The organism is Micromonospora sp. WMMD710 (genome assembly GCF_029626045.1).
Taxonomy (GTDB): Bacteria; Actinomycetota; Actinomycetes; order Mycobacteriales; family Micromonosporaceae; genus Micromonospora.
Genome location: NZ_JARUBD010000001.1, coordinates 1,257,905 through 1,272,299, shown reverse-complemented (window position 1 = coordinate 1,272,299; position 14,395 = coordinate 1,257,905). Strand labels below are relative to the sequence as shown.

The following is a 14,395-nucleotide window of genomic DNA, read 5'->3' as shown; positions in this document are numbered from 1 at the left end:
TCCTGCGCAAAGCCCTCGCCCGGAGCGCCCTTTACGATGATCGGTGAAGTCATTCAAAAGGAGCATTGGTGCCAAACTCGCGGGTGGACGATAGCAATGACAACCGTGGAACAGTGGATTCCGGCACTCCCGGCGTCAGGCTAGACACTGTTACGGCGGCGGCGAATGCAACGACCGGCGCGCCCGCCGAAATCGCTCCCGATCTGATGCGTTCGGCCAGCCGAGTCGCGGATGATCTGGAGCGGCAGGCGAGGGTGTGGGTCGCACCGGGCGGAGAATTTCGTGTCGGCGACAGCGCCCTTCAGGTGAGAGAAGCCCCACGCGACAACTGGTATCCCTGTCCGTCCAGCATGACGGAACGGGCGATCACCCTCTGCCCCTACCTTCCACAGGGTGCGGGAATCTTCTTGAAATGGAACGACGGGAATAGCAAGATCGCGGGTCCGATCTACGGTACCGGGATCGCACTGACCGGTCTTTCCGGCGTGAAAGCGATTGGCGAGGAGGCGTACGCGTTCTGGCAGAAGGGCGGTCAAGGCAATGTGCGACGGCTGGCGGCCGGTCTCGTTCATACCGGTGCGTCCGCGGTCTACGGATGGTACAACGCTATGGGCAAAAGCCACCCGGCCGGCGGTTTCAGCGCCATCGTTCTCGGGGCCACCGCCTGGTATCTCGACGGCCAACAACCCGGGCGGCTGGCAGACACCCGCGAGCCGATCCTGCCCCTGCACAGCCCGTCACGACCAGCACCGCAGTCGCCTAACAGCGCCACCGTCGCGGCAGCCCGGCTGAGCACGAGCACACACTCGGATACCGCCCCTCACCGACGGCCGAGTTCTCACAGCCGGCCGAGCAGCCCACCCGCCGACCAAGCCCGCATCGGCGCACACGCTCTGAACGGCGGTGCGCCAGCCGGGCCAGGTCGATGATCCTGGCCTTGATCACCAAGTGGTGTCACCGAGCAAGGCGGCGAGCAGGGCCGACCTGCGGCTGACCTCGGAACAGACCCGCCGCGGGAAAAGGCCCGGCGGCCTTCTCGGGGGCGTGTCGGTGCCCTGTCAGTGCCATGTCAGGCGGTTGGCGCACGCTGTTCGACATGACAGCTGATCTGGTGATCGAGGCCGAGGGCCTCGTCAAGAACTTCGGGAAGACGAGGGCGCTGCAGGGCGTCGACCTCGCCGTACCCCGTGGAACGGTGCTCGGGGTGCTCGGCCCCAACGGCGCCGGCAAGACCACCGCCGTGCGTATCCTCTCCACGCTCCTCACCCCGGACTCCGGCACCGCCCGGATCGGCGGCTTCGACGTCGTCCGCGACGCCGAGCGGGTCCGGCAGAGCATCGGCCTCACCGGTCAGTACGCCTCGGTCGACGAGGACCTGACCGGCCGGCAGAACCTGGAACTGTTCGGGACGCTGCTGGAGCTGGGCCGCGCCGGCGCCCGTCGGCGGGCCGCCGAACTGCTCGACTGGTTCGACCTGACCGACGCCGCCAACCGGCAGGCCAAGACCTACTCCGGCGGCATGCGCCGGCGGCTCGACCTGGCCGCCAGCCTGGTCGGATCACCGGATGTGATCTTCCTGGACGAGCCGACGACCGGCCTCGACCCGGCCAAGCGCGAGGACATGTGGGACGTGGTCCGGTCACTGGTCACCAACGGCTCGACGGTGCTGCTCACCACGCAGTACCTCGAGGAGGCCGACGCGCTCGCCGACGCGATCACGGTGATCGACCACGGCCGGGTCATCGCGCACGACACCCCGGAAGGGCTCAAGCGGGTGGTCGGCGGGCAGACCCTCGAGGTCCGCCCGTCCGACCTCGCGGACCTGCCCCGGATCGCGGCGATCCTGTCCGAGGTCGGCTCCGGCGGGCAGGCCGACGAGATCCGCAAGGGCGTGCTCGCGGTGCCGGTCACCGACGACCGGGCCCTGACCGCGAGCGTCGCGCGGTTCGCCGCCGCCGGCATCGCGGTCACCGAACTCTCCCTGCACCTGCCGAGTCTCGACGAGGTGTTCTTCACCCTCACCGGCCGTACGGCATCCGAGGACGACACCACCCACCGCACGGAGGTCGCGGCATGAGCACCCTGGTCGGCACACCACCCACGGCGAGCCCCGTCCTGTCCACGGCCGCCCCGAACCCGCGACCGTTCCGGCTCGTGCGGCACTCCCTCGCGCTCGCCAAGCGCAGCCTCATCAAGACCTGGCGTACGCCCGAGGCGCTGATCGACGTCACGCTGCAACCGGTGCTGTTCCTCGTCATCTTCGTGTACATCTTCGGCGGCGCGGTCGCCGGATCGACCCACGACTACCTGCAGTTCCTGCTACCCGGAATCCTCGCGCAGACCATCGCCACCGGCGCCATCGCGATCGGCGTCAACCTCAACACCGACATCGCCAAGGGCATCTTCGACCGGTTCCGCTCGCTGCCGATCCCCCGCTCCGCGCCGCTGGTCGGCGCGGTCCTGGGCGACGTCGTCCGCTACGTGATCGTCACGGTGTCGACCCTCGCCATCGGCTACCTGATGGGTTTCCGGATCGACACCGACCCGCTGCGGGCGATCGCCGGCTGCGTGCTCGCCGTGCTGTTCGCGCTCTGCCTGAGCTGGCTGCCGGTCTACGTGTCGATGAAGGTACGCACCCCGGGCGCCGTGCAGGGCCTGATGTTCGCGCTGATCATGCCGTTGAGCTTCGCGTCCAACGTGTTCGTCAGCGCCGACACGCTGCCGGGCTGGATGCAGGCCTTCGTCAACGTCAACCCGATGACCCACCTGGTGGCGGCGGTACGCGGGCTGTTCCTCGGCACCCCGCTCGACGGGCACGTGTGGTGGACCCTCGCCTGGTGTGCGGGCTTCGTGGCGGTGTTCATGCCGCTGGCGCTGCGCGCGTACCGCAAGAAGATCTGACCTACGCGAGCAGGTCTCCCATCAGTTCGCGGATGCGGGCGACCACCACGGCACCCGGCCGCTCGCGCCACGCGGCCAGCAACGGCTCACGCTGCTCCTCGCTCCCGAGGACGGCGGTGAGCCGTTCGCCGTTGCCGGGTGGGAAGAACGCACCCACGTGACTGCCGATGCGCGTTCCGAGCGCGAACAGCTCGCGTGCGGCAGCGACGTCCCCGCGGTGCGCCGCGAGTTCGGCGCCGCCGAGAGCCCACGCCCCGATCACCGGCAGGTCCTTCGAGGCGAACGCCTCGTCCCGGCTCAGCGTCAGCATCGCCGCGGGCAGGGCGCTGGCGTCCGCTTCGGTGCCCGGCCGCACCTGCGCCAGGCGCAGATGCAGGACGGCCACCGCGACCCGGAGGATGACCCGCGGCTGCGGCGGCCCGTCCGTCCACCGGTTCAGGATCCGGGTCACCTCCTCGGCGTGGGCGAGGGCCTCGTCGTAACGCTCACGCTGCCAGGCGAGGTGCGACAGGCCGAGCCGCGCCTGGGCGGCATCCACCTCCTCGGCCTCGCCCGGCGTCGCCGTGTCGACCAGTCGCCGCTCGGCCTCCCGGTCGCCGGCCAGGGCGAGTTGCACGTCCAGCCGGACCCGGATCGAGCGGGCGTCCTGCACGGCGCCGACCAGTTCCATGTGTCGGATGCTGCGCGCCAGCCAGTCGGTCGACCGCGCATCGTCGCGCGGGATGAGGAACTGTCCGACGGCTCCCGCCGCCATCGCCATCCCCCAATGGTCACCGGCCACCTCGAAACGGCGGTACGCCTGCTCGGCGTCGACCACCGACGCCTCGGGCATGCCACCGTTCTCCCGGATGGCGGCCCGGGAGAACAGTCCGAGCCCCTGCACGTACGGGTCCGGGTGATCGATCAGTTCGGCCGCGCTCTTCATGCTCTGCTCCGGGTCGGACGTGTCGAACTTCGGCAACGCCGACGCGAGCGCGGTCTGCCGGGCCGACACCTCGGTGGGCCGTTCGGCGAGGACCGTCCGCATCGCGCGGCGGGCAAGCACGGCGAGCCGAAGCTCACCGCTGATGCCGGCGTTGACCCCGACCAGCAGACAGGTACGGGCGAGCCGGTCGGCGTCGGGCAGCGGCCGCCCCGCGGACCGGCCGTGCAGGATCGCGGACCGTCGCCGTCGCTGCGGGTCATCGACGTGCAGCAGGCCCCGCACCCAGCCGAGGACCTCCAGGTGCAGGCCGCGCACCGTCCAGAGGTGGAACAACGCGGCGGCGACGTCGATCGAGGCCGGCTCGTCGTCGGTCACGAGCGACCAGCGCAGGGCCGCGACCAGGTTGTCCTGCTCGGCGGCGCACCGGGCGAACGCCTCGACCTGGGCGGGGCCGACGAACCGGTCGGCGAGCGCCGTCGCCTCCGGCCGGGCCCACCCGACCAGGCCGGCCATGGCCAGCTCCCGGTCGCCGGCCGCGTCGAGGCGGGCCTCCCCGTACTCGCGGACGGTCTCCAGCATCCGGTAGCGGGGCGGGCCGTCCCCCTCGACCAGGGTCAGCAGGGACTGCTCGACGAGCGTGGCCAGACCACGTCGTACGTCCGGGGTCCGCGCGACCGAGGCGGCGAGGTCCGCGGTGAACGCGGCGGGAATGACCGCCACCCGTTGAAGCAGCTCACGGTCGTCGGGCGCGAGCAGTTCGCGGCTCCAGTCGACCATCGCCCACAGGCTCGCGTGCCGCTCCGGCAGGCCGCGCAGCGCGTCGTCGAGCAGCGCGAACCGGTCGGTCAGGCCGGCGAGCACGTCGTCGATCGGCATGCTCCGCAGTCGCGCGGCGGCCAGTTCGAGCGCCAGCGGCAGGTTGTCGAGCCGGTGGCACAGGGCGAGCGCCCGTCCGGTGTCCCAGGTCGGTACCGCGCCGCCGGCTCGTGCCCGGGACTGGATCAGCGCGAGCGCGTCGGCGTCCGGCAGCGCGGTCAGCCGGTGCACCAGTTCGCCGGCCAGACCCAGCGGGGCACGGCTCGTCGCGAGCACCGCTACCTCCGGGGACGTCACCGCGACCAGGTCCGCGACGACGGTGGCCACCGCGTCGAGGACGTGCTCGCAGTTGTCCAGCACCACCAGCCCGTCGAGGTCTGGGGCGACGGCGCGCAGGCGCTCCTCCGGGTTGAGGACCCGCCGTTCCAGACCCAGGTTGCCGCCGGTCGCCGAGGTGTCCGCGCCGCCGAGCGCCGCGAGCACCGTGGGCAGCACCTCCTCGGGGGACCGCACACCGGCGAGCTCGATCACCCGTACCGCCTGCCCGGCCGCCGCCGCGCGCCTCGCCACCTCGGCGGCGAGGCGGGTCTTGCCGGCCCCGCCGGTCGCCACGATCGTCACCAGCGCCGTCTCGGTGAGCGCGCCGGCGACGGCTTCGACGTCACGCTCCCGGCCGACGAGGGTGGTCAGGGACCGGCGCCACGCGGTGGGCAGCGTGATCCGTGCCGGTTGCCGGGGTGGCGTCGCGACGGCCGGGGCGGTGAGTTCGCCGCGCAGCAGCGCCAGGTGGACGTCTGTGATCACCGGCGACGGGTCGGTGCCGTACCGGTCGGCCAGTTCGCCGCGCAGCCGTTCGATCACCTCCAACGCCTCGGCGTCGCGGCCCTGGGCGGCGAGCACCCGGACGAGCAGCGCGGCCGACGGCTCGTCCGGCGGGGTGCGCGCGACAAGCCGGCGCAGGTCCGCCTCGTCGAACGGCCCCGCGCCGTCGAGCGCCGCCCGCGCACGCAGCGCGGCTACGTCCGCGAGGAGTCGGACGTCCTCGGCCGCGTCGAGCTCCGGGACCTCGGGGAACAGCGCCCGCGCCTGGTCGGCCGACCCTCGCGCGGCATGGACGTCCCCGCAGCGGAGGGCGGCGGTCGCCCGGTCGACGAGGACCCGCGCCTCGACCGCGTCGACGGTGACCTCGTCGACCGGCAGCCGGTAGCCCCCCGGCACCGCGCCGACGGGCAGCCCGAGCCGGCGTACCCGGGACACCAGCGCCTGCACCGCGCCGGTCGCGTCGTCCGGCGGCGTGCCGTCCCACACGGCCTCGACGAGCAGCGCGGTGGAGACCGCCCGCCCGCGCGCGTCGACCAGCGCGCGCACCACCGCCGCGAGCCGCTCGCCCCGGACCGGTCGACCGTTGACGGCGAGCGGGCCGAGGATCGTGATCTGCACGGACCCAGCATCCCCCACCCGCACCACGGGGTGGCCGGCAACCCGCGCCTGATCGGCGGGTGTCGACCCGGACGCGATAACCCGGTTGCGCGCGCAGCCGCGGGTCGGCAAGGGTCACGGGCCATGAACGACATGTGGGCGGAACCTGCCGAAGACCCCCGGACTTTCGGCAATCCGAAGGGCGAGAAGGCGACGCTGCGGGAGTACCTGGACAACTACCGGTTGACCCTGGGCCTGAAGTGCGACGATCTCGACGCCGAGCAGCTCGCCCGCCGCTCGGTGCCACCGAGCACGATGAGTCTGCTCGGGCTGGTGCGGCACCTCGCCCAGGTGGAGCACCACTGGTTCCAGCGGGTGCTGCGGGGCGACGCCGGCCAACCGCACCTGTTCAAACGCGACGACGACCCGGACGCGGACTTCACCGGCGCGGTCGGCGACCCGGCCGTCGTCGAGGAGGCGTTCGCCGCGTGGCGGAGGGAGATCGCCGCGGCCGACAGGTGGCTCGACGCGCTCGACGAGGACGACCTGGGGCGTGAGGTGCCGTTCGGTGACGGCTCGGTCAGCGTCCGCGATGTCCTCGTGCATCTGATCGAGGAGTACGCCCGGCACGCCGGCCATGCCGACCTGCTGCGCGAGTGCGTTGACGGCCGTACCGGGCAGTGAGCCGGGTCCGCTGCGGATAAGTCCTTTCACCACAGTTCGACTGGTTGTCAGTTTCTGTCCGGTACGTGCTTCGGTGCCGCCGCGACGATCAGGCCATGACTGTTTCCCCTCCTGGCCTGTCCGGCCTCCGCCGCGCGGGAGCGTTCGCCGCGGCCACGCTCGCCGCGGTGGCGCTCGCCGTCGCTCCGGGTGCCCGCGCCGATGCCGCCGGCGTCACCCTGCCGATCGGTGACAGCGACCTGACGCAGGTCACCACCAGCCGCACCCTCGCCGACGGCGTGACCCTCACCCGCATCGTGCGCGGGACCGACCCGGCACCGGCCGACCAGATCAACACCACCACCCGGGGTCCGTGGGTGGTGAACGTGCTCACCATCGACCCGCGCCGGGCACGCGGGCACCTGAGGGCGACGTACGGCCCGACCCTCGGGCAGGTCGAGAAGACCACCGACCTGGTACGCGACTCCGGCGCCCTGGCCGGCGTCAACGCCTCCTTCTTCACGTTCACCGCCAGCCAGCTCTACCCCGGCGACCCCGTCGGCCTGGGCCTGTACGGCGGGAAGCTGCTCAGTGAGCCCACCGCCGAGCCGGGTGAGGTCAACTTCGTGGTCGACGCCACCACCAACCGGGCGCTGACCGGGAAGCTGACGTGGTCGGGCAGCGTACGGAACCGGCGGACCAACGCCGTCCTGCCGCTGGAGTTCGTCAACCACCCCCCGGTGATCCCCGCCGCCTGCGCCACCCTGGTCGACCAGACCCTCTGCGCCGAGCCCGGTGACGTCGTCCAGTTCACCCCCGAGTTCGACGCGGCCACCCCGTCCGGCGCCGGCGTCGAGGTCGTCCTCAACCAGCTCGGCTGCGTGGTGCGCACCGCGACCAGCCGTGGCACCGCGCTCGCCACCGGCCAGACGTCGCTGCAGGCCACCGGCCGCGACGCCGCCACCCTGCTCGCCGTGGCCGGACGGGGATGCCTGGACCGGTCGTCGACGCTGACCGACCAGCGGGGACGCAAGCTGGCGCTGCGGCCCGGGCTGTTCGGCGTGAACGGGCGGTACCCGCTGACGGCCGACGGTCAGATCGTCGTGCCCGACGGCGGCTCCGACAGCTTCTTCGCCCGCAACCCCCGCACCATCGCCGGAACGACCCGGGACGGAAAGATCGTGCTCGCCACCATCGACGGTCGCCAGGTGACCAGCGTCGGCACCACCCTCGACGAGACGGCCGCCGTCGCGCAGGCGCTCGGCATGGACGACGCCGTCAACCTCGACGGCGGCGGCTCCACCGCCATGGCCGCACAGGGCGCACTGGTGAACCAGCCGAGTGGAGCGGAGCGGGCCGTCGGTGACGCGCTCGTCTACGTGCCGGGCCGCTACCACGGCGGTAACTGACCGTCCGAAATCGACACTCGGGGGCGGCCGGCACCGGACGAGGTGCCGGCCGTTCTGTGGCGGCTCACTCAGCGAAGGTCGGCGCGGTCGAGACCATTGTCGTACACGATGTCGCACGTCAGATGCGGCCGATGCTTGGCCCGGTAGCTGATTTCCGAGCGTTCCCACGCATCCCACAGGTCCCGGTCGTAGATGCCCCGCCGCAGGTCTCGACGCCGGGCCCGCTCCCGGGCGACGTCCATCGACGCGTCGACCCAGATCCGGTGGTCGTAGTACGGCCACAGCTCGTCGTGGTACGCGGACACACCCTCCACGACCATGGACGTCGCCCAGCGCCTGACCGAGCCGCCGTGCGACGACCGTCTTGCCGGCCCCGCCGAACCCCTCCACCCCGATCGGGGTCGGTCGCCCCACCCTCCGGTCCGCACCGATCAGGGTGACGATCTGCGCCAGGTCGAGCCGCGGCCGCACCCCCGCTGGTCCCTCCGCCGTCATCGCCACCTCGGTCCGCTCAGGGATCAGCCGTCGATGTCGATGATGACCTTTCCGGCGCCGGTGCCGCCGGCGACCAGCCGGTGGGCGTCCATGATCGTGTCGAGCGTGAACGTGCGCGGGTCCAGGGCCCGGGCTCGGGGCGGGTGGGAACTTTTCGCTCGACGTGGCCGACCTGACAGACGCCAGGCCCGCCAGTGAAGGGAACATTCATGCCCAGCACCACCACCACCGCACGGCGTCGTCGCGCGGTCGCCGTCCTCGCCGCCGGGGCACTCCTGTCGGCCGGCGTCGTGGCGTGTGGAGACGCCTCGTCGTCCCCCGCTGCCGGTCCGGCGGTCGCGGCGTCGACGAGCGCCGCCGCAGGTGTCGTCGGCGTGCGCGACCCCTGGGTGAAAGCCGCCGACACGGGCATGACGGCGGCGTTCGGCACCCTGGTCAACGAGACCGACACCGATGTCACGATCACCGGCGCCGCCACCGCGGTGTCGCCCATGGAGCTGCACGAAATGACCATGAAGGACGGGAAGATGGTCATGCGGGCCAAGCCGGGCGGCATCGTGATCAAGGCGAGGAGCACCCACGTCCTCGAACCCGGAGGCGACCACCTGATGCTGATGAACGTGAGGCAGCCGGTACAGGCCGGCGACGAACTGGCCGTCACACTCACGTTCGCCGACGGCCGGAACCAGACGTTCGCCGCGGTGGCCAAGCCGTTCACCGGCGCGCAGGAGAGCTACGCGCCCGGTCGCGGGGCCAGCCCGATGCCGGAGACGAGCATGAGCCCGGCCGCATGACCCGCAACCCGACCTCCCGACCGGTGAGCAGGCGCGGCCTGCTCACCGGCGGGGCCGTTGCCGCCGGAGGCGCGCTGACCGCGGTAGCCGCCGCCGAACGCTCCGGTCACCGCGACGGGCGGCCGGCCGAGGTCGCCCTGGCGAGCGCGGTCGGCACCTCGGTCGAGCCGTTCCACGGGCCACGCCAGTCCGGGGTGACCACCGAACCACCGGCCCACGCGTCGTTCGTGGCGCTCACCCTGCGGCCCGAGACCGACCGGGCCGCGCTGGGTCGGCTGCTGCGTCTGCTCACCGACGACGCCGCACGTCTCACCCAGGGTCAACCCGCACTGGCCGACACCGAGGCCGAACTCGGCCTGCTGCCCGCGCGGCTGACCGTGACCTTCGGTTTCGGCCCCGGCCTGTACCGGGCAGCCGGCGTCGACGACCGTCGGCCGCCATCCGTGGCCGACCTGCCCTCGTTCCGCATCGACCGGCTCCAGCCGGCCTGGTCCGGTGGTGACCTGCTGCTCCAGATCTGCGCGGACGACGCGCTCACCGTCGCCCACACCCAACGCGTCCTGCTCAAGGACAGCCGACCCTTCGCCACCGTCCGCTGGGTGCAGCAGGGCTTCCGACGCGGCCCCGGCGTCGAGCCGGGCGGCCACACCCAACGCAACCTGTTCGGTCAACTGGACGGCACCGCCAACCCCCGGCCCGGGACACCGGCGGACCGCGCCGTCTGGATCGCCGACGGGCCCGCGTGGCTGCGCGACAGCACCACCCTCGTCGTACGACGCATCAGCATGAACATGGAGACCTGGGACCTGCTCGGCCGCGCCGACCGGGAACTCGCCGTCGGCCGACGCCTGGACACCGGTGCACCCCTCACCGGCACCGCCGAACACGACGCACCCGACTTCGCCGCGCCCGGCCCCGACGGGCTGACCGTCATCCCCGACTTCTCCCACCTCACCCGCGCGCACGTCACCGATGACCGGCTGAAGATCCTGCGTCGGCCCTACAACTACGACGCGGTCCCGACGGCGGAGGGCCAGGCCGACAGCGGCTTGATCTTCACCTCGTACCAGGCCGACATCGCCCGACAGTTCCTGCCCATCCAGCGCCGACTCGCCGACCGGGACCTGCTCAACGAGTGGACCACCCCGATCGGGTCCGCCGTCTTCGCCATCCCGCCCGGATGTCCGCCGGACGGATGGATCGGCGAGCAGGTGCTCGGATGAGGCACGCCAACCGGCTCGGCGCGGCCGTACTCACCGTCCTGGTGGCGTTGCTCGTCCCGGCCGCGCCGGCCTGGGCGCACAACAGCCTGCGGTCGTCGACGCCGGCCCGGGACGCGACCCTGCCGAGCGCGCCGGTCGAGGTCACGCTCGAATTCATGAGACGGCTCGACCCCGCCTTCACCACCATCGTGCTCACCGACGCCACCCGGCAAAAGATTCCCACCGGCGATCCGGTGGTCGTCGGCGCGACGAGCACGGTCCGGGTGACCGGCCCGCTGCCGAACGGGACGTACACCGTCGGCTACCGGGTCGTCTCCGCCGACGGGCACCCGGCGCAGGGGTCGTATCCGTTCACGGTGGCCGATCCCACGTCGACCGCCGCGCCGGTCCGGGACGCCCCGACGCCGGCTCCGCCCGCCGCCGCGGTGCAGCCCGGTGGCGGATCGAGTGCCGGCGTACGTCTCGCCGGCGCGGCGCTGGCCGTCCTCGCCGTGGTGGTGGCCGGGCTCCTACTGCGGCGCGCGACCCGCCGCTGAGGACGGCGGGAACCACCGAAGCTCTCGCCCCGACTATCCCGATCGGATCACCATGTCTCTCACCGAGGTGTCCGGCACGCCACCGCCGGACCACGCCACGACCGCCGAAGCACCGCCACGACCGGCCCCGCGTACGTCACCGTTCGGCGCGCTGCTGCTGCGGCTGCACTTCTACGCCGGAATCCTCGTCGCCCCGTTCCTGGTGGTCGCCGCGTTGACCGGCCTGGCCTACACGGTCACCCCGCAACTCGACGGCGTGCTCTACGACGACCAGTTGACCGTCGCCCAGGTGGGTGAACGTCCACTCCCGCTGGCCGACCAGGTCGGCGCCGCCCGGAACGCGCACACCGACGGCAGCATCGCCTCGGTGCGGCCCGGGACCGGCGACCGGACCACCGAGGTGGTGTTCTCCCTGCCCGAGCTGGGCGAGAAGCAGCACACCGTCTACGTCGACCCGTACACCGCGCAGGTCAACGGACAGCTGACCACCTGGTTCGGCTCCACACCGGCCACCACCTGGCTGGACGACCTGCACCGCAACCTGCACCTGGGGGTGGCGGGCCGGCACTACTCCGAGCTGGCCGCAAGCTGGCTCTGGGTGCTCGCGCTCGGCGGTGTCATCCTCTGGTGGCGTCGGCGCAGCGCCTCCCGGGGCACCGCCCGGCACCTGCTCGTGCCGGATCTGTCCGCCGGCAGGGGCGTCCGCCGTACCCGGGGATGGCACGCCACCACGGGCATCTTGCTCACCGTCGGCCTGCTCTTCCTCTCGGCCACCGGGCTGACCTGGTCCCGCTACGCCGGGGCGAACTTCGGCGCCGGCCTCGACGCGCTCGATGCGCGTACTCCGGTGATTTCTACCAGCCTCACCGGCGTCCCGGCCGATCCCGGCGGCGGCCACGAGCACAGCGCGGCCGGGGCGGGCGGTGTGGTCGAGTCGGCGGCCTTCGACCGGGTCCTCACGTCCGCCCGCGCGGCCGGCCTCGCCGGCCCGGTCGAGATAACTCCGGCACAGGAAACCGGCTCGGCCTGGACCGTCGCGCAGATCGACAACACCTGGCCGGTCGCCAAGGACCGCGTCGCCGTCGACCCGGCCGGCGGTGCGGTCACCGCCCGCAGCGACTTCGCCGACTGGCCCCTGCTGGCGAAACTCAGCGGCCTCGGCGTCCAGGCCCACATGGGCGTCCTCTTTGGCCCGGTCAACCAGATCCTGCTCGCGGCGCTCGCCCTCGGGCTACTCTGCGTCGTCGTCTGGGGCTACCGGATGTGGTGGCAGCGCCGACCCACCCGCGTCGACCGGCGCGCCCTCGCCGGCACGCCGCCCGCCCGTGGCGGCGTACGACGTCTGCCGCTCTGGACGCCGCTGGTCGGCGTACCGGTGACCGTGGCGATCGGCTGGGCGCTGCCGGTGTTCGGGCTGACCCTGCTTGCCTTCCTCGTCCTCGACGTCGTCGTGGGCGCGGTGTCGCGACGCCGCCGGCCCGCCACGGCTCCCAGTTCCCCGGCACCCACCGGCGGCTGACGCACCGTCCGGCCGCCCGTCCGGCGGCGGGCGGCCGGACTCAGATCACCACCTGTTTCATCGTCGGCAATCCGTCGACGATCGACTTCTGCACGTTGATCGTGTCGGCGACGATCTCGTGGGGCGTGTTCGCCAACCACTGCATCACCGAGATGTCCTCGAACCGGGGATACTTGAACATCTCCAGGAACACCAGCGGCTCGTCACCGGTGTTCTCGATGTAGTGGCCGTACGCGAAGGGGACGTAGCCGACGTCGCCGGCCTGGAAGTCGAACGTCCGAGCGGCGGCCTGGGACGCGAACACGCCCATCCGTCCGGTGCCCGAGATGTAGTACTGCCACTCGTCGGTGGTCGGATGCCAGTGCAGCTCCCGCATCCCCCCGGGCTCGACCTCCACGAGGGCGGCGGCGGTCGTGGTGGACGCGGCGAAGTTCGTCGAGTCGGTGATCCGGACCGTTCCACCACGGAACCGCTGCGGGGTCTGCGCGAGCATCCGGTGTTTGAAGCTTCGCGGGATGTCGCCGGTCGGGCTGATCACCCGGTCCTGTTGCAGGGGCGGCGGGACGTCGCCCTGGAAGATGTACTTCTCCCGCTCGGGCAGGTTCTCCATCTGATCCGCCGTCCAACCGAAGTTCTTCGCCAGCACGTGCCGGGGCGTGTGCGCGAAAAAGTCGCTGAGCAGGAACGTGTTGTTCTCCGAGAAGGCGCCGTCGTCGAAGACCAGCAGGAACTGCGCGCCGTCGTCCAGCGCCTGGATGTTGTGCGGCACCCCCTGCGGAAAGAACCACAGGTCGCCCGCCTTGACGTCCTCGATGAAGTTGCGTCCCTCGTGGTCGACCGCGCTGATCCGGCAACTGCCGCTGAGCATGTACGCCCACTCGGACTGCTGATGCCAGTGGATCTCCCGGTACGCGCCGGGCTCCAGTCCGAACTGGACCCCCGCCATCGTGGTGGCGATCGGCAGGTCCCGGACGGTGACCTCACGGGTCCAGCCGCCGCGCTCCACTCGGGTGTGCGCCTGGGAGAACGAGAACTTCAGGTTGGGCACCAACCGACTGTCGGTCGTCGGCGGCACCAGGAGATCCGGATTCTGCCGTTCCACCTCGACGTTACGGCCCGCGAAGGGAGCCGCCCCCTCGTCGCCGCGTCGCGGTTGGGGATCGTTGTTCGCCATGGTCGCTGACTCCTTACTCCGAGCGGATCGGATTCGGTGCGGGGACGGCGCCGCCGCGCGAGCGTGGCCGGGGAGGCATCCCCAGCAGGGCGCCAACCGTGGACCAGCCGTACTGGATGGCGACCGCCGCCGGAACGGCCACCGCGGTCGCGGCCAGCACCAGCCGGGTCCACGGCGGCGCGTGTCCGCCCGCCCCGGTGGTCGCCAGCAGCACGAACGCGAGCAGTACGACCCGCAGCCGGTGTCGGCCGGGAAGGTCGGTCCGCGCCGGGCGGGTCCGCGGCACGGTGTCGGTCGGCGTCACGACGGCCTCCTGTCGCAGGTCCTGTCACCCGATGATCTGGGGTGCACCGGCGACCCCACATCACGTGATCGCGCCATAGCGGCGCGCGATATCGCGGACGACGTGGACGATTCGTCGCACCGTGGCTGTCGGTTGCCGGCCACGCCCGCTGGTTCGTCGATCCGGCCGCCCGCCGCTGCCGCCCTGATTAGGCTCGGTCGCAGGACGGCATTTCAAC

Annotated in this window: 13 protein-coding genes; 9 read left to right on the top strand and 4 right to left on the bottom strand. The window is 72.1% G+C overall.

Annotation, left to right across the window (positions count from 1 at the left end):
* Positions 1 to 68: 68 nt before the first annotated feature.
* The 3 genes from O7620_RS05750 (at position 69) to O7620_RS05740 (ending at position 2,901) form a co-directional block, all read left to right on the top strand.
* Positions 69 to 929: a hypothetical protein gene (locus tag O7620_RS05750; protein ID WP_278122170.1), complete on the top strand. Its 861-nt coding sequence runs from the start codon at positions 69 to 71 to the stop codon at positions 927 to 929.
* A 167-nt stretch (positions 930 to 1,096) separates the two neighbouring features.
* On the top strand, positions 1,097 to 2,077 hold the full coding sequence (locus O7620_RS05745) for an ATP-binding cassette domain-containing protein (RefSeq protein WP_278122169.1): 981 nt from the start codon (positions 1,097 to 1,099) through the stop codon (positions 2,075 to 2,077).
* Positions 2,074 to 2,901: an ABC transporter permease gene (locus O7620_RS05740; RefSeq protein WP_278122168.1), complete on the top strand. Its 828-nt coding sequence runs from the start codon at positions 2,074 to 2,076 to the stop codon at positions 2,899 to 2,901. The genes O7620_RS05745 and O7620_RS05740 overlap by 4 nt, the downstream gene beginning before the upstream one ends.
* 1 nt (position 2,902) lies before the next feature.
* Here the strand turns inward: O7620_RS05740 and O7620_RS05735 are convergent, their stop codons facing one another.
* Positions 2,903 to 6,082 (bottom strand): BTAD domain-containing putative transcriptional regulator, encoded by a 3,180-nt coding sequence (locus tag O7620_RS05735; protein ID WP_278122167.1) that lies wholly within the window; start codon positions 6,080 to 6,082, stop codon positions 2,903 to 2,905.
* A gap of 123 nt (positions 6,083 to 6,205) precedes the next feature.
* Between O7620_RS05735 and O7620_RS05730 the strand changes: the two genes are divergently transcribed.
* Positions 6,206 to 6,745: a DinB family protein gene (locus O7620_RS05730; protein ID WP_278122166.1), complete on the top strand. Its 540-nt coding sequence runs from the start codon at positions 6,206 to 6,208 to the stop codon at positions 6,743 to 6,745.
* A 95-nt stretch (positions 6,746 to 6,840) separates the two neighbouring features.
* Positions 6,841 to 8,133 (top strand): phosphodiester glycosidase family protein, encoded by a 1,293-nt coding sequence (locus tag O7620_RS05725; protein WP_278122165.1) that lies wholly within the window; start codon positions 6,841 to 6,843, stop codon positions 8,131 to 8,133.
* Between the two features lie 68 nt (positions 8,134 to 8,201).
* Here the strand turns inward: O7620_RS05725 and O7620_RS05720 are convergent, their stop codons facing one another.
* Entirely contained in the window at positions 8,202 to 8,453 is a 252-nt protein-coding gene (locus O7620_RS05720) for a hypothetical protein (protein ID WP_278122164.1), read from the bottom strand.
* 384 nt (positions 8,454 to 8,837) lie between these two features.
* Between O7620_RS05720 and O7620_RS05715 the strand changes: the two genes are divergently transcribed.
* The 4 genes from O7620_RS05715 to O7620_RS05700 are packed head-to-tail and all read left to right on the top strand — an operon-like array spanning position 8,838 to position 12,700.
* Positions 8,838 to 9,422: a copper chaperone PCu(A)C gene (locus O7620_RS05715; protein ID WP_278122163.1), complete on the top strand. Its 585-nt coding sequence runs from the start codon at positions 8,838 to 8,840 to the stop codon at positions 9,420 to 9,422.
* Positions 9,419 to 10,645, top strand: a complete 1,227-nt coding sequence (locus O7620_RS05710; RefSeq protein ID WP_278122162.1) for a Dyp-type peroxidase — start codon at positions 9,419 to 9,421, stop codon at positions 10,643 to 10,645. Before O7620_RS05715 ends, O7620_RS05710 begins: the two co-directional genes overlap by 4 nt.
* Positions 10,642 to 11,181, top strand: coding sequence for a copper resistance CopC family protein (locus O7620_RS05705; RefSeq protein ID WP_278122161.1), 540 nt, complete (start codon positions 10,642 to 10,644; stop codon positions 11,179 to 11,181). Before O7620_RS05710 ends, O7620_RS05705 begins: the two co-directional genes overlap by 4 nt.
* Before the next feature lie 52 nt (positions 11,182 to 11,233).
* Positions 11,234 to 12,700, top strand: coding sequence for a PepSY domain-containing protein (locus tag O7620_RS05700; protein WP_278122160.1), 1,467 nt, complete (start codon positions 11,234 to 11,236; stop codon positions 12,698 to 12,700).
* Between the two features lie 40 nt (positions 12,701 to 12,740).
* Here O7620_RS05700 and O7620_RS05695 read toward each other — a convergent pair whose 3' ends face one another.
* Together O7620_RS05695 and O7620_RS05690 are read right to left on the bottom strand one after the other, a co-directional pair.
* Positions 12,741 to 13,874, bottom strand: coding sequence for a cupin domain-containing protein (locus tag O7620_RS05695; protein ID WP_151492819.1), 1,134 nt, complete (start codon positions 13,872 to 13,874; stop codon positions 12,741 to 12,743).
* 13 nt (positions 13,875 to 13,887) lie between these two features.
* Positions 13,888 to 14,178, bottom strand: a complete 291-nt coding sequence (locus O7620_RS05690) for a hypothetical protein (RefSeq protein WP_278122159.1) — start codon at positions 14,176 to 14,178, stop codon at positions 13,888 to 13,890.
* Positions 14,179 to 14,395: the final 217 nt, after the last annotated feature.

Excerpts from the sequence above, each read along its gene's own strand:
- O7620_RS05710 (WP_278122162.1), top strand. The coding sequence starts at position 9,419 with ATGACCCGCAACCCGACCTCCCGACCGGTGAGCAGGCGCGGCCTGCTC.
- O7620_RS05740 (WP_278122168.1), top strand. The coding sequence starts at position 2,074 with ATGAGCACCCTGGTCGGCACACCACCCACGGCGAGCCCCGTCCTGTCC.
- O7620_RS05700 (WP_278122160.1), top strand. The coding sequence starts at position 11,234 with ATGTCTCTCACCGAGGTGTCCGGCACGCCACCGCCGGACCACGCCACG.
- O7620_RS05705 (WP_278122161.1), top strand. The coding sequence starts at position 10,642 with ATGAGGCACGCCAACCGGCTCGGCGCGGCCGTACTCACCGTCCTGGTG.
- O7620_RS05730 (WP_278122166.1), top strand. The coding sequence starts at position 6,206 with ATGAACGACATGTGGGCGGAACCTGCCGAAGACCCCCGGACTTTCGGC.
- O7620_RS05695 (WP_151492819.1), bottom strand. The coding sequence starts at position 13,874 with ATGGCGAACAACGATCCCCAACCGCGACGCGGCGACGAGGGGGCGGCT.
- O7620_RS05715 (WP_278122163.1), top strand. The coding sequence starts at position 8,838 with ATGCCCAGCACCACCACCACCGCACGGCGTCGTCGCGCGGTCGCCGTC.
- O7620_RS05725 (WP_278122165.1), top strand. The coding sequence starts at position 6,841 with ATGACTGTTTCCCCTCCTGGCCTGTCCGGCCTCCGCCGCGCGGGAGCG.
- O7620_RS05720 (WP_278122164.1), bottom strand. The coding sequence starts at position 8,453 with ATGGTCGTGGAGGGTGTGTCCGCGTACCACGACGAGCTGTGGCCGTAC.
- O7620_RS05745 (WP_278122169.1), top strand. The coding sequence starts at position 1,097 with ATGACAGCTGATCTGGTGATCGAGGCCGAGGGCCTCGTCAAGAACTTC.